We start from the raw sequence: 24,499 nt of genomic DNA, 5'->3' as shown, positions 1-24,499 counted from the left end.
AAAAATTTAAGTATTAATCTAAAATACCAAGAGAAACAATAGCCCTAGCAAACTCACTCAATGTGTCATCCTTAAGAGTGCATGCTGAAGAATCAAACACTTCTAATATAAGCTTTTTCTCATCAATGCTAAATTCATAATCCAAAACCTCTAATGACAAAAAGTTAATAATTGGAATAAATTTATCAATAAAAGCGTATATTCCCTCATCAAAGTCAAAATTCTCATAATAATAGTCGAATACACTCTTTAAAGCTTTTTCATCAAATATTTTAAAAAAATTATAAAAAACATGTTCAATATTTTTCACATTATTTATCAGAACTTCTTCTTTAGAAATAGCTCTTTTACATCTTTTAACAAAAAATTGAGATTGTAACATAAACATCCCTCCCACCTCATTTAGGATATTAACAAAATTAATTGAACATTAAAAAAAATAATGTTATCTTTACACATAATAGGATTATGCAATAAAAAAAAGGAAAAGTGCAAATATGATCAAGATAATCAACAATAAAAACATCAATAAATGCACTAACTTAAAACTTGCAAGCTTAAAAAAAGATGAAATTTACATAATTTACACAGAAAATAATGTTGAAATGGTTTCATACCTGAAAGTCAAAATACAAAATAAAGAGATTAAAATTAATAATTTCTATATTGATCCAAATTTTAAAGCAGAGGGAATAGAAAGAGTACTCATTCATAACCTAATTTATTATGGTAAAAAAAATAAACTACAAAAAATCTTATGCAAAATTAATGACATAAAAGAAGAACTTAAAAACCTAGGATTTGAAAATAACAATAATATATACGAAAAAGACTTAACTTATGAAACAAAAAAAAATACACTTATAATAAGAATAGGACTTATCTCAGTATTAGCAGAAGTAGCATCAATAACATCTAAACTTACCGTTGGAATTCTTTTTAACTCGTTTGCACTCATCGCAGATGCACTTCACGTTACATCCGATTTTATCCTATCTACAATTACTTATTTTAGTTTAAAAATTACAAATCGGCCTGAAACAATTTATTATCCTTATGGATATAAAAAAATGGAAAACCTGATAGCATTTATCATAGGATTAATCATCATAATCTCAGGATTTACAATGTTTTTAGGCACAACAGGATTGAACAAATTAATGAACTTCAGAAATGAATCTGGATTACATATTCATAATCATGGCTATGATCACCAAGAGTATGATCATTATCACGAGGATAAAAAAAATATATTAGAAATATTTTCAAATAATTCTTTAAAAAAAAGCATTTGGATACCATTAATACCCTTTATATTTTTCTTAGTCAAGATAATCGAACATTTGGTAAAATTCCAAATCGGCAAAAGGTATAACAACTATTTGCTTTTAGCATTATCATCATCTGATAAGAATTGCATATTCTCTCATGGAGGAACTACACTAAGCTTATTACTTGCAAATTATGTATGGACAGGATTTGATAAAATAATATCTATATGTATTAGTTTTATAATGATCAAAGAAGGACTACACGTAATCATAAACAATACTAATAAACTCCTTTCAAAACAAGACATAGACTTAAAAAGAAAAATAAAAAACACATTAAAAAATATTAATGTAAATTTCAAAGAACTCAACCTTTTTCATCAAGGAAATGACTTAAGTCTCCATGTCAAACTAGATTTAAGCTATGAAAATGACTTAAAAAGTTTGATACAAAAAACAGAAAAAATAAAATACACCATAAAAAAATACCATAAAGAAATATGTGAAATATACATATTAATATAACTAAATAAAATTAATTGACACATTAAATACAATTGTGTTATAATACACTGAGAGACGCAGGGTAGAGCAGTTTGGTAGCTCGTCGGGCTCATAACCCGAAGGTCGTAGGTTCGAATCCTACCCCTGCTATTTAAAGATGCGAGGAGTAAATGAATAGAAAAAATATAGCTAAAGGAAAATTGATAAGACGATTTGGTGTGAATATCTTCGAACAACCTAAATATGATAAATTGCTTAAAAAGAAACCTAATGCACCTGGAATGCACGGACGATCTAGGAGAGCTAAAATCACAGAATATGGAAAGCAACTAATAGAAAAACAAAAGGTAAAATTCACTTATGGTGTAAGTGAAAGACAACTTACTAATATTTTCAAAGAATCAAGGAGACAGCATGGAGTTACAGGGGATAATCTTTTAGCATTACTTGAGAGAAGAATTGACAATGTTGTATACAGAGCTGGATTTGCTATTTCAAGAGCTCACGCAAGGCAAATAGTTTCACATGGAATTATTATGCTCAATGGAAGAAGAGTTACAATTCCATCCATTACTCTAAGAGCAAACGATATAATACAAGTAAAAGAAAAAGATAGACTAAAAAAATTAGTTAGATCCAACATAGAAAAAACATCAACTCTTAGAAAATTACCAACTTGGATAGAAGTAAATGCCGATGATTTAAATGTAAAAATAACTCGACCACCATCAAGAGACGAAATACCTACCCTTGCAAATGAACAAATGATTGTCGAATACTATTCCAAAAGAGCATAAATCAATAAGATTAGCATGGCTAATAACCATGCTACTTACTTTTCTTTTTCTTCTTAGTAAAATTTTTCCCAAAATTGCCATTTGCAAAAGATGAAAAACTATTGTTAATTCTATTTTTAACAGAACCTTGAGAATTAAATGATACCCTACTACCTGAGGGTTTTCTAACTCCATCCTTCATATCTCCTCCTTAATAAATTCTAACATATAAAGCTCTAAATAATATTTAAATAGTTAAACACCTCTCCCAAATTAGACACATACTTAACATCAATATTGTCCCTAATATCTTCTGGAAGCTTAACATAATCTTTCTCATTATCCTTTGGAATAATAATTTTATTTATACCATTCCTATAAGCTGCAAGCACCTTCTCCTTAATACCTCCCACAGGAAGAATTGAACCTTTAAGAGTAACCTCTCCTGTCATAGCAAGGTCTAGAGGCACTCTCTTATCAGATAGCACAGAAGCTATGGCTGTTGCGATAGTAATTCCAGCAGAAGGCCCATCTTTTGGTGTAGCTCCTTCCGGAAAATGAAGATGAATTTCAGGAATTTCATTTATATCAAAATTAAGCTCAGAAGAATAAGTTTTTACAACAGAATAAGCCAATTGTGCACTTTCTTTCATAACACTCCCAAGACTACCTGTTAAAATAATATCGCCTTTCTTATCAAACTTAATAGCTTCAACAGGAAGTACAGCCCCCCCATAACTTGTCCAAGCAAGACCATAAACAAATCCAGAAGAGTCAATTCTAATTAAATTAAACTTATATTCACAATTCACATAAAAATGAAAATTATTCATATTAATTATTTTGTAAATACCAGGAATATCAGGATCATGAGTAAAGAGTAAATTATTGCCATGCATTAAGGAACTTGGAAAATAAAAATTTCCTTTAATTATGTCCTCCCTTGAGTAAACATAAAGTAATTCTCTTACAACCATTCTAAACAAATTAGTCAAAACTCTCTTTAAATTCCTAACTCCAGACTCCATAGTACAGTTCCTGATTATATGTAAAACAACATCATCTTCTATTTTTATATAGACATTATTTAAACAACTATCTTTAATTATATTTGGTATTAAAAAATTTTTTGCAATTTTTAATTTTTCAACACAAGAATACCCTTCTATCTTAATGATCTCCATTCTGTCAAGAAGAGGTCTAGAAACATCATGAAGAGAATTGGCTGTTGCTACAAACAACACATTAGAGAGATCATAAGGAATTTCTAAATAATGATCAACAAATCTAGAGTTTTGTTCAGAATCTAAAACTTCTAAAAGTGCTGCTTCCGGATTTCCCTTATAAGTACTGTTAATCTTATCTATTTCGTCAAGAAGAATTACGGGATTAGATTTTCCAGCCACTTTGATTGCATTAATAAAAACTCCCGGAAGAGCTCCAACATAAGACCTTCGATGACCTCTAATTTCTGTTTCATCTCTTAACCCACCAAGGGAAATTTTTGTAAATTCCCTAGAAAGAGACTTAGCAATAGATAAAGCAACAGAAGTTTTTCCAGTACCGGGTGGACCCACAAGACACAAGATAGGCGCTTGAACTTTAGAATTAATATGATAGACAGATAAAAAATTCATTATTTTTTCTTTAGTTTCATACATACCATAATGAGAATTTCTTAAAATAAGTTCAATCTCTCTTAAAGAATTCTTCATCACAGTATTTTCATCCCAAGGTAGGTCAAGTAACAATTCAACATAGTTCCTAACAATATTAGCATCTGGCGAATTAGTATTCACACGAGTCAATCTGGATATTTCCTTTTCAATTCTAGATTTAATATTTTCAGGAATATTTTTAGAGTTTAATCTTTCAAGATAATCAATCTCATCTCTCCCTAACCTTTTCTGAATTTCCTTAATTTGCTCATTTAAAAAATATTCTTTTTGACCCTTATCAAGTTTAGTCTTAACCTTAGCCTTAATATCTTTCTTAAGAATTAAAAGCTCAGTCTCAATATTTAGATTTATGATCAATTTTTCTATTCTAAGCTTAACATCTAGTTCTTGTAAAAGTTCTACTTTAACTTTATATTCCAAATTCACATTAGAGGCTATAACATCAACAAGCTTAGCTGGACTATCAAAAAAATCGTTACTCTCATCATTGTCTAGTTTTTTAACGGGCAAATAAGATCTATAAGTATCATACGCTTCTCTTAAGAATTTAGAATAAGTAAAAAGCTCATTATTAAATTCACATTTATCAGATATAAAATCAACCTTTGCTCTAAAGTAATTATTCTTTTTTACAATGCTTTTGATAATAACTCTATCCTGAAAGGTTACTAAAATTTTTATCAAAATTTCAGTAACCTTTACAACTTGAATAATCTTTGCATAAATACCAATAGAATATAAATTTTCTAAACTAATTTTGCTACTATTATCCGAGTTAAGATCATTAACACAAAAAAATAAGATCAATCTACCCTCTAACATAGACTGATATATTGCATTAATCGAAATACTATCATCACAATTAACCCATAAAGTTACATTTGGGAAAAAAACATTCTGCCTTAAAACAATAACTGGAAGATCGTCTTTTTTAGAACTAATTAGATTGAGAATTGATTTCATAAAGTTCTTTTGCCCAAGGCTTATTAGCATGCCTCCCTGTCAAAATCAAGGGCTCAATATTGCTACTTAAAACAGACTCTTTAGTAACAATCACTTTTTTAATTTGCTTAGTTGAAGGTATTTCAAACATTACATCTTTAAGCAATTCTTCTAAAATAAAACGTAAACCTCTAGCACCTGTATTTTTAAGCATGGCCTCTTCTGCAATTGCATCAAGCGCATCTCTTTCAAATAATAGATCAACATTATCCATCTTAAACATATGACAATATTGTTTCACGATAGAATTTTCAGGTTCAATTAATATTTTAATCAGGTCTTCCTTTTCTAACTTTTCAAGATAAGAATGTACAGGAAGCCTACCTACAAACTCCGGTATGAGTCCAAATTTAACCAAATCTTCCATTTCCAAGTATTTTAAAGAATTAATCTCTCCAGAATCTTTTCTACCAGCAGATGAAAATCCAATAGAACTTTTATTAATTCTTTTTTTAATAATATTTTCAAGTCCTACAAAAGCCCCACCACATATAAATAGTATGTTCTGCGTATTGATTTCAATAGTACACTCATAAGGATGCTTTCTCCCACCTTTTGGCGGTACATTTGCAATAGTGCCTTCAATTATTTTTAATAAAGATTGTTGAACACCTTCTCCAGATACATCCCTTGTAATTGAAACATTTTCACCTTTTTTTGCAATCTTATCTATTTCATCTATGTAAATGATACCCCTTTCTGCAAAACTTACATCTCCATCAGCAGCATGAATTAGCTTAAGTAAAATATTCTCAACATCTTCTCCCACATATCCAGCCTCAGTAAGCGTTGTAGCATCCGCCATTGCGAATGGAACATTCATCTCAGCTGCTAACTTTTTTGCAAGCAAAGTTTTACCACTGCCAGTAGGACCTACAAGCAATATATTAGATTTTTCAAGTTCAACCCCATTATCTCTCTTATTCCCTTTAAATATCCTCTTATAGTGATTATAAACAGCAACGGACAATACTTTTTTTGCATCTTCTTGTCCAATAATATATTTATCTAAATGACTTTTAAGTTGTTTAGGAGTTGGAAGACCCCTTGAAGATTTAGGCGTTACAGGCTTTTCTGTTTCTTCTTTAAAAAGATTATGACATATTTTAGAACATTCAAAACAAATAGCAACAGATTTTGCTGAAATAATTCGCCCTTCAGCCTCAGCTTTAGTACGCCCACAAAAAGAACACCCTTCAATTTTTTGACTTTTGCTTCTTGCCATATCAAATCTCACCCACAATAAAACTAATTTCTTACCAAGATACCATCAATAATTCCATAATCAAGAGCATCTTTTGGTGTCATAAAATAATCCCGCTCAATATCAAGAGATAATTTTTCCTTAGATACTCCTATCTTATCAGACATAATATCTATTATTAATCTCTTAAGCCTTATAATTTCATTCGCTTGTATACTAATATCACTGGCTTGACCACCTATTCCACCCCAAGGTTGATGAATCATTATTCTTGAATACGATAATGACTCTCGTTTGCCTATAGCACCTCCTGCAAGCAAAAATGCAGCCATTGAAGCTGCTTGACCAATGCAGATCGTTCTTACATCTGGTTTGATATACTGCATAGTATCATAGATTGCAAGTCCTGCGGTAATACTACCTCCAGGGGAATTTATATAAACATAAATATCCTTTTTAGAATCTTCAGACTCTAAGAAAAGAAGTTGAGCAATGACTGTGTCTGCCCTTACATCATTAATTTCACCACTCAAAAAAATTATTCTATCCCTTAACAATCTTGAATATATATCAAAAACACGCTCATAATTTCCAGTATGCTCCACAACAGTAGGAACTAAATTATGCATATATTCTCTTATCATTATTCACCTGTTTTATAATTAATAAAATCTCTAAAGGCAACTTTTTTAGGATTAATTTCCTTTACATTTTTTAAAATTTTATCTTTAACCTTTTGTCTTTTAATTTCATCTTTTAAAATTTCAAGCAAATTCTTCTCTTGATAAAATTTCTTAATATCTGCAAGTTTCATCTTCGCATCTTCAGCCTGCTTAACAAGCTCATCCTCTAAATCAGAATCTGTAACCTCTGTCAAATCATTATCTACTATTTTTTGGAAAATCAACTTAGACTTTAATTTCTTAAGTACATTCTCCTTAAAAACATCATTAATACCTTCTAAACCTGTAGAAGAATTGCTTAATTGCTCAAGATTAATCTTATTTTGATGTGAAAATTCGTTTAAAACATTTTTAAATTCAGCCTCAAACATAGAAGATGGAATCTCTATGTTTAGCTTCTCTGCAATATCAGATAACAATTTTGAAAGTTTAAGAGACTCACTTCTTTCTTTAACAAGCCTTAACATATTCTCTCTTATATGCTCTTTAAGATCCTCTAATGTATTAAAACTATCCTTAATATCCTTTGCAAAATCATCATCAAGCTTAGGAATATCACGCCTCTTTATATCTTTAAGAGAGATCTTTAATCTCTTAAAAGAATTAGCAAGTTCACTAAATTTATAATCCATACCATAATTTTTCTCTACTATTTTTTCTTCATCCTTTTTCATCCCAATAATATCATTATCAAATCCATAATAATTATTAGACTCACCAACAGTAAAAACAAAATCTTGCCTTTTAGTTGTTAAAATCTCACTTAAGGAATCATCAAGCTCCACAAAATCTACCCTAACAATACTGCCTGACTTAACATCACCACTATCCTCAACAACAATTGCATTTTCAAGTTGTAACAATTTAAGCTCTTCCTCCACATCAGAATCAGATACAAAAACTTCTGGAATTTCTACCTCAACATTAGATATATCAGGTAGCTCAAATTCAGGATAAGCCTCATAGACAACAGTAAATTCAAAATCTTTACTGAAATCTATCTCTAATTTCTCATCTAATATTTTAGGAACAGCATAACCTAATGGTTTATAAGTTGCACTTTTAAAAAATTCTTCTAAGGACTTATGAATAAGCTTCTCTATAGTGAGAGCTCTTATATTATCAGAATATTTGCCTTCAATAATACTAAAAGGAACTTTTCCTATACGAAAACCTTTAACCTTAAGACGAGAAGAATAATCTTGTAAAATCTCGTTATATTTACTTTTAACAAATTTTTTTGAAATTCTAATAACAGCCTCAACCTTAGAACCGGGAATCAATTTTACATCATTATTCAATATCACACTATTCCTCTAATTAAAATGCATTAATACTAATAATTGCTAAATTCAAGCGAAAGACGGGATTTGAACCCGCGACTTCCACCTTGGCAAGATGGCACTCTACCCCTGAGTTACTTTCGCATTTCTTGCAGAAGGTGGGACTCGAACCCACATGCCTAGAGCACTAGATCCTAAGTCTAGCGTGTCTGCCAGTTCCACCACTCCTGCATACCTTAGGTAGTATACAAAACTTAAAAAGCTTTTTCAAGTATAAAACTAACGTTTTACACCCAGCAGGATTCGAACCTGCAACCTTTGGATTCGAAGTCCATTACTCTATCCAATTGAGCTATGGGTGCAGCTTAATCAAAATCAAAGGTGGCTGACGGGACTTGAACCCGCGCTACCCGGAACCACAATCCGGTGCTCTAACCAACTGAGCTACAACCACCACTTATACTCAATTACATGTAAACTTATTTTATAAATATTCAAATAGTAAGTCAACTGAAATATATACTCAAAATCAAGCAAGATAAAAATACAAAATTTTATAAAGTCTCTAAACTTTTCTTCAAAAAATTATAAACTCTAATAGTTGAAGCAATATCAACCTGCTCTCTTGGTGTATGGGGAGCATTGATCCAAGGTCCAATTGTAACTGAATCTATTCCTCCAAATTTTGCAGATATTATTCCAGTCTCAAGACCAGCATGAATAACTACGGTTTTAGCCTCTTCCAAATACATATTTTTATACACATTCTTAAGATGGTTTAAAAGTTTACTATTCTCAGCTGGATTCCAAGAAGAATAATCATAAACTATTTTAAAATTAGCACCTGAGAGACTACTAATAGCCTTTAAATGATTAAAAACATATTCCTTCTCAATATCCAACAAAGATCTTATTGTAAATACAAACTGATACTCATTACCAACCTTTAAAAGACTAGCAAAATTTAGAGACGTTCTAATAAGTTTTTCACCATAATTTTCAACTTTTTGGACTCCATGCAAAAAGGCCATACCCATATTTAAAAGCTTATCTTGATCCATATCATCCAAAACATCACCAGAAAAATTTACTCTTCTTAAAATAATTTCAAAATCAGAATCAAAAGTATACATCTCTTGCATATGACGTTTAAACGATTTTAATTCTTTCTCTAATAAAACATAATGTTCAGCTTCAATTAATATTAATGCCTTTGCCTCTCTAGGAATTGCATTACTCTTATCCCCACCGGATATATACCCAATTTCAAATTCCATATTTGCCCTAAGTGTACTCAAAGCAAAAAACATCAATTTCAAAGAATTTGCTAAATCAATATGAATATCAGCACCAGAATGGCCTCCCTTAAGACCTGTAAACAAAATTTCAACACCTGTTTTTTTTCTATTTTGTCTATATTGTGGCTCAAAGTTAATATGAACAAGTCGAGAACCAGCACAACCAACTAAAAAATAACCCTCTTCTTCTCCATCAAGGTTAATTAACATCTTCCCACTACATAAATTAGGATCAAGTCCAATAGCACCCATTAACCCTATTTCTTCATCAACAGTAAAGAGAAGCTCCAAGGCAGGATGTTTAAAAGTCGAAGACTCACTCATAATGGCAAGCATCATAGCAACCCCAATCCCATCATCAGCACCAAGAGTAGTGCCTGATGCAACAAAATACCCATTATCTTCAATGATGTTAATAGGATCTTTTTCAAAATCATGCACAACAGATTCATTTTTTTCACAAACCATATCTGTATGAGCTTGCAAAATAATAGGAAACATATTGCTACAGCCATTAGCCTTAATCTCAACTACAATATTACCAATACTATCTTCCTTAAAAGAATATCCAAATTTTCTAGCTTCTTCTTTAATAAAATTACTAATGCCCTTTAAATTTTGTGAACATCTAGGAATTTGAGATATTGCCCTAAAATAACGAATTACAACATTTTCCATCTTGCTCTCCTAATAAAACCAAATTTACAACTAATAATTAAATATATTGATTATATGCTACCCATAACATATCTCAAAAAATTAATCTCTAATAAACTAAGAATTAATATAAAACATACATTCCCTTAAAATTTTAACTCTATATAGGAAAACCACTTAACAGCTCTGGCTTTTCTACGCCTAACACCTGAAACAGTTAAAAAATCTTATCAACAACAATAACAGTCTCATACTGAAACTCATGAAATCATTTGCTAAATTAATTTAAGGAAAGATTAAAAAATCTTAGCACCATCTGGATATTCCACAACAACCTTAAAATTTTCAGGAAAAACAAAAATCTTTCTGGATTTAGACTGATCAAAATCTTGTGCTACAACTGGAATACCATATTTGGTTAACGAATTAACAGCAAACTCTGAATTCTCAACACCAACTCTTATTGTCCCTTTGGCCATAAAATTAGCACCTCCAAAAAGTTTAGCCTTAAGATTACTTTTTGATGCACCATTCTCTATCATAGCATCAATTAACATAGGAATAGCATAAACTCCATATCTACCTTTCTGTAAAACATCCACCACTGAATCAGATTTCACTAGCACATAATGATTTACTCCTATAAGCCTACGAACCCCATCATAAAGCACAACAGACACACAAGAACCAAGTATTGTAGAAATAACTCTATCATTTGAAACAAAAGCTTCACCTGGCACTATTATTGTAACATCTCTTTTCAATTTAAAATTAAAATGATTTAACATAAAACCAATTACTCTCTTAAAAAACTTTTATAAAACACCTATAAATACTATCAAAATTTCTAATTCTCAAGCGTAACTAAATAAACAAGTTTAGCACCTCTAGCTTAAAATATCCAAAAATCAATTTTCCCACTACTTCATCATTTCTAAGTGGAGCAACTAACGCTTCTATACCAAACCTAACTTATCAAAGTGTATCTCTTTCAAAAGACATATTTAAAAACTCTTTTTTAAAAAAATACCGAACATACCTCATTATAGATCTTTTCTTTTAATTTTACCAATGAAAGAAAATTGAGCATAGTTACCAAATCCATATTCAAATAATTTTTGTGCAATTAAGGCACGCTTCCTCTCTCCAACATTGTCAACTCCCTTATTAACTCCCAAGACAACTGCTATTAATCTTATATCATCTTTTTTGGCTGTAGCAACTAAATTTAAACCAGATGTTTTAATATAACCAGTCTTTAATCCATCAGCATAAGGATAATTAAATATTAAAACATTTTTATTCTTTTGTTTGAAATTTAACATCTTTAAAGAAGAAGTATTACCCAAATTTTCAGACCTTGGATAAATAAAATCTTTAAGAGAATGTATATCAAGTATAAATTCAAATTCTTCTATATAGGTTCTTGCAAACAATGCCATTTCTAACGCCGTAATCTTATTATCACTGCTATAACCCGATGTATCAACAAAACTCATATTTATAAGCCCCAAGTTTAAAACATTAATATTCATTAAATCAACAAAATCACTTAAATTTTTCCCAACTATAAATTCAGCAATTGCAATAGCGGCATCATTACCTGAGGAAATTATAAGACCTTTAAGCAATTCCTCAAAATTCACTTTGTGACCCTGTTCTAAAAACATCAAGGAAGAATCTAAAGGCAAATTATAATAGGATGCAGCACTGCTAATAGGAACAGTGGTCTTTAAATCTATATTTTTTTTCCTTGCCTCAACTAAAGCAGTATAAATAGTCACGAGTTTAGTAAGCGATGCTGGTGGAAAAACTAAACTTGGATTTTTGGAATAAAGAATACATTTGGTATCATAATCAATTAAAACAACTGACTTAGCATCTTCCGTTACTTTTTTGATTTCAAATAAATCAATTAAAAAAAGTTCACCAAATACACTTGATAAAATTAAAATGTTTAGAATAACAGGGATACTTTTCATAAAGTAACATTATATCATATATTATTGCATAAGAATTTGTTATAAAATTAAATGGTAAATCTAAAAAGGAGCACACATCTTATTATGAATTTTTATGATTTCATTAAAGCCCTGGTACCAATAACACTTATAATCATTGGACTTGGGATAATAAAAAAACCAGCATATTATGTGATACCAATATGCTTAATAGTTACCATTGCAATAACCTTATTTGATAAGAATTTAGGAATAATCAATACAAGTCTTGCAATATTTGAGGGAACAATAATGGGAATATGGCCAATAGTTATTGTAATTATAGCTGCTATTTTCACATATAAAATGGCTGAAAGTCAAAATGATATGAAAATTATAAAAGCCATGTTATCAAACGTATCCTCTGATAAACGAATAATAGTTTTGCTTGTAGTATGGGGATTTGGTAACTTCTTAGAAGGAGTTGCAGGATACGGAACCGCAGTAGCCATTCCCGTATCAATACTAATGGCAATGGGATTTGAACCATTCTTTGCCTGTCTTATATGTCTAATCATGGATACATCCTCAACTGCCTATGGTTCAGTAGGAATCCCTATAATATCTCTCTCCCAAGCAACAGGATTAGATGTTAATATGTTATCATATGATGTCTCTTTACAACTCATCCTGCCAACTCTTATTATACCATTTGTACTAGTTATGCTTGTAGGAGGCGGAATTAAAGGTCTTAAGGGAGGAATGTTTATCCTCACACTCCTCTCAGGAGCATCAATAGCAATATCTCAAGTTTATGTTTCAAAAACCTTAGGCCCAGAACTTCCAGCAATACTTGGAAGCATACCCGCAATGGCAATAACAATAATTTATGCAAAGCTTTTGGCAAACAAAGATACAATTAATAACAATATAAAAGTATCAGCAATGCAAGGATTCCTTGCATGTTTGCCCTATATTTTAATAGTTTCACTCATAATAATTGTTTCACCACTTTTCTATGGAATAAATAAATATCTATCAAACTTTAAAACCACTCTTTCAATTTATCCAGGAGCAAATCCACTACAATTTAAATGGCTAACCTCACCAGGACCATTAATTATTCTTGCAACAGTAGTATCTTACTCAATCAGAGGGGTTCCTATAATTGAACAATTAAAAACATTCGTACTTACAATAAAAAAAATGGCATTATCTTCTTTTGTAATTATCTGCATAGTATCAATATCAAGATTAATGACACATAGCGGCATGATAAAAGACCTTGCGAATGGCATATCAACATTAACAGGCACATTATACCCATTATTTAGCCCATTAATTGGGGCTCTGGGCACTTTCCTTACAGGAAGCGATACCGTTTCAAATGTTTTATTTGGACCATTGCAAACACAAATCGCAGCAAATATTGATGTTAATCCTTACTGGCTTTCAGCCGCAAACACAACAGGATCAACAGGAGGCAAAATGATCTCACCTCAAAATATTACAATAGCAACAACAACAGCGGGTCTCATTGGACAAGAAGGAAAATTACTATCAAAAACCATAACATACGCTCTTGGCTATATTTTTATATCGGGCATTTTGGTTTACTTCTTATTATAAATATAAATAAATGATAAATTTAAATGTTTAATAAATAAGACTAACAAAGTTATTATGTTAGTCTTATTTAAAAATAATAACTATAAAAATACTTGAATTTTTATCTAAGAATTAATATCATTAATACCCAAAGACAAAAATGCATGTTATTTAAAACTTCTAACGAAGCTCCAAATTTCACAACAAAGGAGATATAAAAGTGAATAAAACAATATTATTATGTATCTTTATCTTTATATTAACCACTGTTACAGTTTTTGCCGATGATACAGATAAAGATATATCTAAGTCAAACCCATGGGGTCCTAAACTAACATTCGAAAATAGTAGCGAATTTAGATTTGACATGGATGAGTCCATTCCTGGTTTGGAAAATAAAAGCCAGCTAGGAATTAAATTTGTACCATATGAAACACATAACGAAATAGGAAAGCATGATCCTTTCTCAGCTTACATCAAAGTAGAGGACCTCGTGTTAAAAGCTAAGGGCAAAAAGGATGCCATACTCAAACTCGATGTAGGAAGTATTACAACACAAATCAACATATATGACTTTTACCTCAAAATAGAATCAATGACTGATTTTGATTTTAACCAAGAATCATTATTTAGTTTCGCACCAATGACTAGTATTCAAAGCGAATATTACGGTTTTCCAAGCGATGATTGCGCCACAAGAAGAACAATCCTTGCAAGAAGTACAGCAAAAACAATAGGAACACTTCAGTTTGGATACACTTTTCCACAATTAGAACTTGTGCTTGCAATTGGGGCAACAGGAACAGGTAACAGAAACTACAAAAAAAATGCTAACGATTCCGAAGAAGATAAAAAGAAAAAAGACGAAACTCCTTACAACAATACATATCAAGGTATACTTTACGGAGCAAAAGTGAAATGGACACCAATGAAAAATGAACTAGCACAATACAGCTCAGATGTCATTGCAGAAATTCCATTTGAATTACACTTTGGACTCTCAGGAGCAATCGGAAACTCAACATTTAATCATTCATCAATAACATACGGACTTAAAGACAAATCTGTTGTAGGCTCAGATCTTGTCAGTCCAACTTTATCAAACGCATCTATAATGGCCTCTATTGGATTTACGTACAAGCTTGGTCTTACAAAAATCAATGACAAAAATACCTATCTCTTAATACAAACCGGCTCTGATGTAGGAATAGATCCATTTGCCAGCGATTTTTCTATACTTGGACACATCTCCAGAAAGGCAAATACAGATAAAGACCAATTTAATCCAACAGGAAACAAACTTCAATTTGATAACAAAAGAAGTACCAATTTTGCATTTTCTGTAGGAACAGGTATCGGTTTAGCTTGGAATACAGATGACGGTGAACAAGAATCATGGTCAATTAGCGGTGATAATTCCTATAATACAAGAATATTTGGAACACAAAACAAAAAATCAGGAATTGGACTTGGAATTACCTATGGAAAAAACCTATATAAACCTACATCTTCAAACAAAATAATACAGGATATCGCTGCAAAATCATTCCAAACTTTTAATGCCGAAATTTCAACTTACGAAGACAACACAAAAGGAATTATTCCTGGTCTTGGATGGATAGCTTCACTTGGAATTTATGATCTACTAAAAGAACAACCTCAATCAAATGATATAATAACTACTCTTACACCAAATACTAATAATACTCAAACTCAAACAGTTGCATTTACTGAAGCGACTAAGATTGGGGGTGCTTTATACATCGATTACGCAATACCTGTAGAATCCATATCACCAACAACACATATAATCCCATATGTAGGTACCCATATTTTAGGCTCATTTAAAGGTTCAGATAAAAGCATATATCTAAAAGCTGGGGTAGAATTAGACAATTTAATCAAATTGACCAAAATATCACTTGGATGGGATTCAAACAATCTTTTCGCAACAAAAGACCAAATGGGAAGTGTTTTCTTACAATTTGCAGTGGCTTTTAACGAATAAACAAAAACAATCGTTTAAAGGATAGATTTCTACTCTTTAAACGATTTATCAAATCTATTTCAAATAATAAAATCCTATTAATCAAATAAAACTTAATAGGTTAGCTATTTTAAATTTCTCTCTTTGCAGATCTTTTCATAAGCATCTTGAATCTTAATAAATTTTTCATTCGCCTCTCTTTGTTTAATAGGTTCACTTGCAAATCTATCTGGATGGTATTGTATAACCAATTTTTTATAAGCCTTCTTTATGTCATCATCACTAGCATTATATCTTAAACCCAATACTTCATAAGGATTAATAATCTCTATATTAATATTTTTGTAAGCATCATGATTTTCAAAATCGATTTCAAGAAATGCACTAACATAACGAATAAATTTATCCCCTTCCAAGTTTCCATATCTAGCTAAATTATTAATCTCTTTAAGAACTGAGACAAGCCAAACAAAAAGATCTCTATGCTGAAAGTACCCAAGCTTCAGCGTATATAATATTTTGTCTGCATTTCTATTTTGAGTAACAGAAAAATGAAATACATTATAAAGTTCCGTCTTATGTTTTTCGGATAAATTTAAAGAATTAATTATAAAATTAATATAATTTAATTGCTCGCCAGTCATTGACCCCAAAATAGAAATCAATTTGGCCATCAATAAACAAGATAACTTATAAAATTCAAGTTCCCTTGACTTAGAATAAAAGTAATCTCTTGTCGTGTACGTCCTAAATCCACCTAAAATACTGGTGATTATAAAAAAAACAAAAAATATGAAAAACATACTTAAAATAAAGGGACTAAAAATCAAAATAAATGACAATAACAAAAAGAAAATTTGAAACAAATTAGACACCTAAATAAACAAACTGCAAATCAAAATTAGGGCATATTAAAACTACTAATAAATTCTACGACTTCGCATTTTATTTTTTTAAGCTCATAATCAGACTTAGTCTTCAAAGCCCTAATAATAAAACGAGCAACATCAATAGAATCATCTCTATTTAAACCCCTTGAAGTAATAGCAGCACCACCAATTCGAATACCCGAAGCTACAGAAGGATCTTTTGAATCAAAAGGAATTATGTTTTTATTAAGAATAATGTTTACGCTCTCAAGAACTTTCTCAGCATCAGCACCTGTAATACCCAAAATACCAAGGTCAACTAAAAATAAATGATTATCCGTTCCACCACTAACTATTCTAAAACCTTCTGAAACAAAATACTCAGCCATAGCTTTGGTATTCTCTATTACACTAGAAATATAATCCTTAAATTCACCCATCAAAGCTTCTCCAAAAGCCACTGCTTTACCGGCAATAACATGCATTAAAGGCCCACCTTGGGTTCCTGGAAAAACACAAGAATTAACAGCATTCTCTAGTGTTCTCTCTTTATTATTAAAATTCACTATCATACTAGATTCCTTACCTGCAAGAATTAATCCTCCTCTAGGGCCCCTTAAAGTTTTATGAGTAGTACTTGTAGTTAAATGTGCAACATCAATAGGAGAGTTATGAAAACCTGTAGAAACAAGACCTGCCGTATGAGCAATATCACACAAAAGATAAGCTGAAACCTCATCCGCTATTTCACGAAATTTTTTAAAATCAATTTCTCTTGAATAAGAAGAAGCACCAGCAATTATTAAATTAGGTCTACATTCTCTAGCTATTCTCCTAACATCATCATAATCAATTATCTCAGAATCCCTTGACACACCATAAGAATATGCATCAAAGAGCATTCCAGAAAAACTGACCTTACTACCATGAGTTAAATGACCACCATGGGACAACTCCATTCCAAGAATTTTATCCCCAGGCTTAATAAGCGCCATTATAGCAGCCATATTAGCTTGAGAACCACTATGAGGTTGAACATTTGCATAACTTGCACCAAAAAGCTCTTTCGCTCGTGATATAGCTAAATTTTCAATATCATCAACAACAAAACATCCACCATAATATCTCTTTGAAGGATAACCTTCGGCATATTTATTAGTCAAAATACTTCCAACAGCCTGCCTTACTCCTAATGATACAAAATTTTCTGAAGCAATTAATTCAATATTTTCTCTCTCCCTTTTAGCTTCCTTTTCAATTAAATCAAATAAAATACTATCTATCATTGATATTTTCCTCCAAAGTAATCCTATAATTCAGAGAATAATTACTATTCGTCAAGCTTTTATATTTCAACAATAGTAAATCAAAATAATCATCAAATAGCAAATCATCATAATCTTCCTTATATCCATACTGGATATAATTCTCTGACATACTCAAAAAATAATTAGAGCTATCTCTAAATAATACCGCATTTACTATATCAAAATAAATAAATCCAATATGCTCTAAAAAAAATTCACACCAAGTATGTTCTTTAAGACTAGACGACCTATTATCAAAATAAAGTCCAACAGCATTTCTTAAAGGTATATTGTTTCGTAAAAATAACAAATTCGTAAGTAAGATTAAATTATCAGCTGAAATCTCCCTCACCTTAATAGATTCATCCAAAGTTAAATCATTATCTACAACCGTAAAATGCAAAATTAAAGCATCAATAATAGATTTTGCCAATTCATAAGCCGAATCTTTGTTGTTTACATTCAAATTAATTGAACTTAAATCAAGTGAATCATAAGATAAATAACGATCTCTCTTATTTAAAACATATGTTTTAAATTCATACATATTACTATCCGTATTTACTTTAATACTCTCCAAAGCTTTTCTATCAAAAATATCTAAATCCAATTTACAAGTCTCAACTTCAAATTTTAAATGATATGTATTTGATTTTAGGCTTTTAAAAAATAAATTATCTAGATCCAATATAGCCCCATTATTATCTGAAAACTTAATTTTTTGTCTTTCATTTTCAATTGGATTTAAATAAAAAACATTAAAATTAATGTCATCTGATGTCAAACTAAGCTCCTTACTATAAGCCTGAACGAAATAAATTTCATGAGATATTTTAAAATTTTTAGTTCTCTTTAAATTCCACTTAAAAAAATTTATATTAAAATTAAAAGGAATTTTATTGCTTTCAACCCCGTCAACCTGCAAAAAAATCTCACCATCAATATGCAAAGTCTTCGGCGGAATAAATTTTATTTCTTCTTCACTCAATTTCAATATATCTCTAGGAAGGACTTTATAAAGTTCATGTTTTGTTTGAATAAATATTTCAACACCAGCAAAATTTGACACTAAATTTTTGCCTCTTAATATAACAGGAACATTTGTCATTAAAACCAACTCATCAGTAACAAAAAGAAAAGGTTTATTTTTTTTCTCAAGTTTAATTGGAACTTGTCTACTAATTACAAGAAAAAGTTCGTTACTAATCCCTTTCTCACTTTTTATAAAAACAAGACCTGAGTTAATTTCATCTGTAATTTTAAAAACTATCTTCTCATTGCTCCAGCTAACAATACTACTCTTCATTAAATAATGATCATTAATATTAATCTCTCCAATCTTATCACCTAAATTACGTCCTTTAACCACAATTACATTTTCATGCGAAGCAGGCATTGGTGATATTTCATAAATTACAGGCTTTAAATAAAACAAAAATCCAGAAAAAATAAATAAACTTAAAAATATTAAAAACACTAAGCTTAAAACAAAATATTGACTCTTAAAAAATACTGCCAAAAATTACCCTCTTTTAACCTTAGTCCCTTCTTCAGTATCAATTAATACAAAACCTTTAGAATAAAAATATTCTCTAATCTCATCAGCACGCTTAAAATCTTTTCTTATCTTGGCTAACCGTCTCTCTTCCAGCAAAGAATTCATAGCATCATCAATATTTATCCTATCCTTCTCAATCTCTCTAAACACTCCTTCTTTTAAACCAAGAGATAAAACTTCATCAAATTTGAATGTAAGTCTAAGTTTTGAGAGAGCACTTAAATTATCATCCTTAATAATATCCCATAACAAGGCTAATGCCTGAGGAATACTTAAATCAAAAGCTATTTTTTCCAAAAAACTGTCATAATATCTTTTCTCTAAAACAGATTCAATATTCTCATAATTCTTACTAAGTAATAACAGATCAAATTGATTTAATGAAGAAAAGACAGCTGTCAATTTATTAAGCATATTTTTTCTAGCCACCTTGCAAGCTCTCAAATTATTAAACGTAAACTTAAGTTGAGTTCTATAATGTGCAGTTAAACAAAAATATCTAAAATCTAAAGGCGAAAATCCATCTGTTTCTAAGTCTTGAATGGTAATAAAATTATTATTTGATTTTGACATCTTTTCATCTTCCATAATCAAAAACTCACCATGAACAAAAATATCACACCACATTCTATTTAAATAACATTCTGCTATCGCTATTTCATTTATGTGATGAACCCCAATATGATCAACTCCTCCCAAATGGATATCAAGAGTACTCCTAAAACAATCTAAATTCATTGCCGCACATTCTAAATGCCAACTTGGATAACCAAATCCCCAAGGTGAATCCCATTTCATTTCCTGATCTTTAAATTTTGAATTTGTAAACCACAAAACAAAATCTGACTTATTCTTTTTTGAAGGATCTACCTCAACTCTGGAAACAGAAGAAAACCCAAAATCATTTAGATTAATACCAGCCATCTGGCCATAACTCTTAAAAAGAGAAGTATCAAAATAAACATTACCATTAACAAAATAAGTAAACCCATTTTGCTCAAGAACTTTAATCACCTCTATCATGCTTGCAATATATTCACTTGCAATAAGTACTTTATCAGGACGCACTATATTTAATTTTTCACAATCACAAAAAAAAGCTTCTGTAAAAAACCTGCTAATTTCATAAACCGTAAGGCCTCTCTCTCTTGCAGCCTTAACCACCTTATCTTCTCCCTCATCAAATTCACCTGTTAAATGACCAATATCAGTAATATTCATTGCATAATTAACATTATATTTTAATAACCTTAAGGACTTAATAAGCAGATCTTCAAAAATATATGTTCTAAAATTACCTATATGGGCATAATTATAAACAGTAGGTCCACAAGCATAGACCTTAATATCACTAAAATTTTTTACTTCAGATAAACTCTTTGTTTTTGTATTATATAATCTAAGAAGCATACACCCCGTGAAAAAACTAACTCTAGAGATTAAAGATTAAAAATGTCAAAATAAATTACAATTAACATAATCTCTACATAACTTATTATACAAGTTTATTATATTTAAAACAATTTGACAAATTTAATAATAATTAAAACTACATATCACTTAAAGAGTTTACTTCAAATTTGAAAAAAATAATAATCCAATATAAAATTAGAAAACATGTTAAAAAACATAAATAATTTTCTTGAAAAGATTAATATTAAACCTAAAACAGAAAATCTTGCAAACCATACAACTTATAAAATAGGGGGAATTTCCAAATTATTTTTAACACCTAAAACAATCAAAGATGCAGAACATATATTTAAAGTAGCAATAAAAGAAAAAGTTAAAATATTTATTTTAGGAGGAGGCTCCAATCTGCTAATAAACGACGAAGTAGAAATCGATTTTCCTATAATATATACTGGGCACTTAAATAAAATTGCACTTCAAAACAATCAAATTACTGCTGAATGCGGAACCAATTTTGACGACCTATGTCATTTTGCATTGCAAAATGAATTAAGCGGATTAGAATTCATATATGGACTTCCTGGAACTCTTGGAGGTGCAATTTGGATGAATGCCAGGTGCTTCGGAAGCGAAATCTCTGAAATATTAGATCGGGTCATTTTTGTAGATGAAAATGGACAAACTATCTGCAAAAAACTTGAAAAAAGTGAATTCTCATATAAAACTTCTCCTTTTCAAAACAAAAACACTGTCATACTAAAAGCAACCCTCAATCTAACAAAAGGCAATAAAAAACATATTGAAGAGATTATGAAACAAAACAAGCAAAAAAGAATAGATAAAGGACATTATCTCTCTCCAAGTAGCGGGAGTACATTTAAAAATAATAAAAAATTTTTAAAACCTACTGGGCAAATTATTGAAGAATGCAACTTAAAAGGACTAAACATTGGGGGAGCAACAGTATCACACTACCACGGTAACTTTATTATTAACAAGAATAAGGCCAGCTCTAAAGAGATTAAAACACTAATTGAGAAAGTAAAAACTGAGGTTCAAATAAAAACAGGATTTTTACTTGAAGAAGAAGTGATTTATATCGGATTCAACGACAAAAATTAAATTATTTATCCCAAAATTCATTATTAATATTTTCCACAACATCTTTCATTTTAGCAACCTTTTCTCTACATTCATTAACCAATGATACATGTTCACGTAAAGGTTCTAATGCATCTAAACTCATCTTAGAAACCTCAAATTCACTTAAATCATTATTTAAATTATTAAACTTTCCACTAATAACAAAATAACTATTAAATATCTCCTTACACATGTTCTTAGTATCTTTAATCTTAATATCATAAGATAAATATTTATCTTTAAATTCTTCAATTTCTTTTACATGTTTAGCAAGGGTAATATTAATTCTCTCATGCTGTACAGCATTATTATGAATATTTTCCTGGATGTCAATAAAATCCTTATAAATAGCATCAATCTCTGAACTCACAACTGAAATGATATTATTAACCATTTTAAGCTCATCTTTAATAGTTGTCGAATACTTTCCAGAATTAATAGCAAGTTTTCTAATCTCCTCTGCAACAACAGCAAAACTCTTACCAGCATCTCCTGCCTTGGCGGCCTCAATGGCTGCATTCATCGCAAGCATATTAGTCTGAGCCGATATTAATACTAAAAGCTTATTTGCACTCTGAAGACTATTAGTCTGAGATAATAGCTCCGAAAAATTTTTATTAACATTTTCAAAAATAGAATTCAACTCAAAAACCTTATTTTTTACATCATCAATACTTGTAGAATTTAATGCAACAACTTTACTAAAAATCTCTAAATTTTTATCTATTCCATAAAAAGCATTGGCATTTTCTTCAAATTGAGTAGCAATATCCAATATATTCTTATTGTGATCACTAATTGGATTAGATATTGATTCAAAATCCTTTAAAATATTCACAATTGACTTCTCAAATTTAGAAAAAGCATCCCCTATTTTATCATAAGTAGTAAGACTATTATGCACTTTTTCTATATTTTCTTCAGGAATATTTATCTCAGTTAAACACTTTCTTAAGTTTCGTACATAAACCTTAATGCTATCGACAATATTAGTAGTTTTTGAAAAAAAACTATCAAATTCAGCACTAATATAAGAAAAAATAAAAGATTTATATTGAACCTCTAAAATAGGATCAAGACTTAAAATATCTTCTCTTTCCTTTTTATATTTAAGAAGCATTCTAAAATCCCCAATAAAAGGCAAAATAAACCTATTGTAAAGATAAAATATAATGAGATAAGCAAAAAATATAAACCCTAAGAAAAATATTGCATTCGATTGAAATTTAAGGGGGAGATAATCCATATTCAAAATAATACCTTGGACCACACTTCCATCAATCTGAGCAGTACTTAAAACATAAGAAGAAGTCTTATGTTTTAAAATATCTCTAGAAATATTAGGATTGTCCTTAACATGAGATATAACCCTGCTTAACACACTACTTGCATAATTTTCTGCAAAATTATCAGTACTTAAATCATTAAGACTCATCAATAAAGGATTAAACTCCCTATCAACCATAAAAAACTCATAATTTTTATTACTAAACTTGAGATAAGAATCAAATTGATTTGCAATATCAATAAATAAATTATCAAAACAAACTAAAAAACAGATTACACCTAAGATTGTAGAACTATCATTCATAACTGGAATACTTACAACAGAATAGAGCCTATTTTTTATTCTCTTATAACTTGAATAATACGTAACATGCTTCTTTGCAGGAATAAAATAAATCGGATCTTCAATAATGTTATTTATACCTAAAAACGAAAAGTTTTTATTTGAAATCAAAACATTTTGCCCAACAGGAATATAGAAAATTCCTTCTAAAGAATTTTCTTCAAGAGGTATATGCTGAAAAATTTTACTTACCTCATTAAATCCCTTGGAACTTAAAAACAGAGCAATACTTGTATCTAAATCTATGAACCGTAAATCAACACTTGCAATAAAACTATTTGAAACATTATGTAAAACATTTAAAACCCTATCATTCTCAACGAGATTTTTTAAAACACCAACAGCACCATCATATTTATTTTTTATCTGAAAAGCCACATTATTTGAAAAAAGTTTAAAATCAGACTCAACACGCTCTAAATACCCACTTTTATAGTTTAAATAAGCCTGCCCTAAAAACAATAAACCAAAGCAAATAAAAATAAAAAGTATGAAATAAAGCAGAAAACTCATATTTTTTAATTTAACATTTACCAAATCCTCATTCATAAAAAAATTTCTCCAAAATTAAACCCATAAAAACAAATTTTCAAGCTGTGTTAAAATATTACAATATTAATAGTATTATATAAATAACCAACAAATATTCAATAAAATATACATTTTTATTATTCCAATATATGTATA

General features: G+C 29.9%; 18 protein-coding genes, 5 tRNA genes and 1 pseudogene. 6 read left to right on the top strand and 18 right to left on the bottom strand.

Translation table 11 applies throughout. The annotated features are described in order from the left end of the window. Positions 1 to 13 precede the first annotated feature (13 nt). Positions 14 to 382: a hypothetical protein gene (locus bvRMA01_RS03130; RefSeq protein ID WP_247032124.1), complete on the bottom strand. Its 369-nt coding sequence runs from the start codon at positions 380 to 382 to the stop codon at positions 14 to 16. A gap of 115 nt (positions 383 to 497) precedes the next feature. On the opposite strand from bvRMA01_RS03130, the gene bvRMA01_RS03125 reads away from it, so the two are divergent. The 3 genes from bvRMA01_RS03125 (at position 498) to rpsD (ending at position 2,572) form a co-directional block, all read left to right on the top strand. Next, positions 498 to 1,796, top strand: coding sequence for a cation diffusion facilitator family transporter (locus bvRMA01_RS03125; protein ID WP_247032122.1), 1,299 nt, complete (start codon positions 498 to 500; stop codon positions 1,794 to 1,796). A 55-nt stretch (positions 1,797 to 1,851) separates the two neighbouring features. Beyond that, positions 1,852 to 1,925, top strand: a tRNA-Met gene (locus bvRMA01_RS03120). Positions 1,926 to 1,945: 20 nt separating this feature from the next. Then, positions 1,946 to 2,572: a 30S ribosomal protein S4 gene (rpsD, locus tag bvRMA01_RS03115; RefSeq protein ID WP_247032120.1), complete on the top strand. Its 627-nt coding sequence runs from the start codon at positions 1,946 to 1,948 to the stop codon at positions 2,570 to 2,572. A 31-nt stretch (positions 2,573 to 2,603) separates the two neighbouring features. Here rpsD and bvRMA01_RS03110 read toward each other — a convergent pair whose 3' ends face one another. The 12 genes and pseudogenes from bvRMA01_RS03110 to bvRMA01_RS03055 all read right to left on the bottom strand — a co-directional run. Next, entirely contained in the window at positions 2,604 to 2,753 is a 150-nt protein-coding gene (locus bvRMA01_RS03110; RefSeq protein WP_247032118.1) for a hypothetical protein, read from the bottom strand. A gap of 34 nt (positions 2,754 to 2,787) precedes the next feature. Further along, positions 2,788 to 5,193, bottom strand: a complete 2,406-nt coding sequence (gene lon, locus bvRMA01_RS03105; protein WP_247032116.1) for an endopeptidase La — start codon at positions 5,191 to 5,193, stop codon at positions 2,788 to 2,790. Continuing rightward, positions 5,168 to 6,457, bottom strand: a complete 1,290-nt coding sequence (clpX, locus tag bvRMA01_RS03100; protein WP_247032114.1) for an ATP-dependent protease ATP-binding subunit ClpX — start codon at positions 6,455 to 6,457, stop codon at positions 5,168 to 5,170. Before clpX ends, lon begins: the two co-directional genes overlap by 26 nt. Before the next feature lie 23 nt (positions 6,458 to 6,480). Further along, positions 6,481 to 7,065 (bottom strand): ATP-dependent Clp endopeptidase proteolytic subunit ClpP, encoded by a 585-nt coding sequence (gene clpP, locus bvRMA01_RS03095; protein ID WP_088895053.1) that lies wholly within the window; start codon positions 7,063 to 7,065, stop codon positions 6,481 to 6,483. Between the two features lie 14 nt (positions 7,066 to 7,079). Beyond that, positions 7,080 to 8,426, bottom strand: coding sequence for a trigger factor (gene tig / locus bvRMA01_RS03090; RefSeq protein ID WP_011772549.1), 1,347 nt, complete (start codon positions 8,424 to 8,426; stop codon positions 7,080 to 7,082). A 48-nt stretch (positions 8,427 to 8,474) separates the two neighbouring features. Next, positions 8,475 to 8,546 (bottom strand) — tRNA-Gly (locus bvRMA01_RS03085). 6 nt (positions 8,547 to 8,552) lie between these two features. After that, positions 8,553 to 8,633, bottom strand: a tRNA-Leu gene (locus bvRMA01_RS03080). A gap of 57 nt (positions 8,634 to 8,690) precedes the next feature. Further along, a tRNA-Arg gene (locus bvRMA01_RS03075) sits at positions 8,691 to 8,764 on the bottom strand. A gap of 18 nt (positions 8,765 to 8,782) precedes the next feature. Next, positions 8,783 to 8,856, bottom strand: a tRNA-His gene (locus bvRMA01_RS03070). Between the two features lie 100 nt (positions 8,857 to 8,956). After that, complete coding sequence (gene pepD, locus bvRMA01_RS03065) at positions 8,957 to 10,378, bottom strand: beta-Ala-His dipeptidase (protein WP_247032112.1); 1,422 nt, start codon at positions 10,376 to 10,378, stop codon at positions 8,957 to 8,959. Positions 10,379 to 10,653: 275 nt separating this feature from the next. Further along, a complete protein-coding gene (locus bvRMA01_RS03060) occupies positions 10,654 to 11,145 on the bottom strand; it encodes a chemoreceptor glutamine deamidase CheD (protein WP_011772547.1) in 492 nt (163 codons plus the stop codon). Between the two features lie 254 nt (positions 11,146 to 11,399). Next, positions 11,400 to 12,339 (bottom strand): annotated as a pseudogene (locus bvRMA01_RS03055) (D-alanyl-D-alanine carboxypeptidase family protein); the annotation flags it as partial. Positions 12,340 to 12,423: 84 nt separating this feature from the next. Between bvRMA01_RS03055 and bvRMA01_RS03050 the strand changes: the two are divergent. Both bvRMA01_RS03050 and bvRMA01_RS03045 read left to right on the top strand, forming a co-directional pair. Further along, positions 12,424 to 13,926 carry a lactate permease LctP family transporter gene (locus bvRMA01_RS03050; protein ID WP_247032108.1) on the top strand — a complete coding sequence of 501 codons (1,503 nt, stop codon included), beginning with the start codon at positions 12,424 to 12,426 and terminating at the stop codon, positions 13,924 to 13,926. Between the two features lie 199 nt (positions 13,927 to 14,125). Further along, positions 14,126 to 15,913 (top strand): integrin-binding adhesin P66 family protein, encoded by a 1,788-nt coding sequence (locus bvRMA01_RS03045; RefSeq protein WP_247032106.1) that lies wholly within the window; start codon positions 14,126 to 14,128, stop codon positions 15,911 to 15,913. Between the two features lie 104 nt (positions 15,914 to 16,017). On the opposite strand, the gene bvRMA01_RS03040 is transcribed toward bvRMA01_RS03045, so the two are convergent. From bvRMA01_RS03040 to bvRMA01_RS03025, 4 genes are read right to left on the bottom strand one after another with little or no spacing between them, the layout of a single operon-like run. Then, positions 16,018 to 16,767: a J domain-containing protein gene (locus bvRMA01_RS03040; RefSeq protein ID WP_247032104.1), complete on the bottom strand. Its 750-nt coding sequence runs from the start codon at positions 16,765 to 16,767 to the stop codon at positions 16,018 to 16,020. Positions 16,768 to 16,793: 26 nt separating this feature from the next. Then, the gene (gene glyA / locus bvRMA01_RS03035; protein ID WP_247032102.1) at positions 16,794 to 18,047 is read right to left on the bottom strand and encodes a serine hydroxymethyltransferase; all 1,254 of its coding nucleotides are present in this window, start codon (positions 18,045 to 18,047) and stop codon (positions 16,794 to 16,796) included. Further along, a complete protein-coding gene (locus bvRMA01_RS03030; RefSeq protein ID WP_247032100.1) occupies positions 18,037 to 19,587 on the bottom strand; it encodes a DNA-binding protein in 1,551 nt (516 codons plus the stop codon). Before bvRMA01_RS03030 ends, glyA begins: the two co-directional genes overlap by 11 nt. A 3-nt stretch (positions 19,588 to 19,590) precedes the next feature. Then, on the bottom strand, positions 19,591 to 21,036 hold the full coding sequence (locus bvRMA01_RS03025) for a cysteine--tRNA ligase (protein ID WP_247032098.1): 1,446 nt from the start codon (positions 21,034 to 21,036) through the stop codon (positions 19,591 to 19,593). A 207-nt stretch (positions 21,037 to 21,243) separates the two neighbouring features. On the opposite strand from bvRMA01_RS03025, the gene murB reads away from it, so the two are divergent. Continuing rightward, complete coding sequence (gene murB / locus bvRMA01_RS03020; RefSeq protein ID WP_247032096.1) at positions 21,244 to 22,161, top strand: UDP-N-acetylmuramate dehydrogenase; 918 nt, start codon at positions 21,244 to 21,246, stop codon at positions 22,159 to 22,161. 1 nt (position 22,162) lies between these two features. On the opposite strand, the gene bvRMA01_RS03015 is transcribed toward murB, so the two are convergent. Then, positions 22,163 to 24,361, bottom strand: coding sequence for a methyl-accepting chemotaxis protein (locus bvRMA01_RS03015; RefSeq protein WP_247032094.1), 2,199 nt, complete (start codon positions 24,359 to 24,361; stop codon positions 22,163 to 22,165). Positions 24,362 to 24,499: the final 138 nt, after the last annotated feature.

It is taken from the genome of Borrelia venezuelensis (genome assembly GCF_023035835.1).
Classification (GTDB): Bacteria; Spirochaetota; Spirochaetia; order Borreliales; family Borreliaceae; genus Borrelia; species Borrelia turicatae.
The sequence above is the reverse complement of the archived record's forward strand: the minus strand, read 5'-3'. Positions and strand labels throughout refer to the sequence as shown.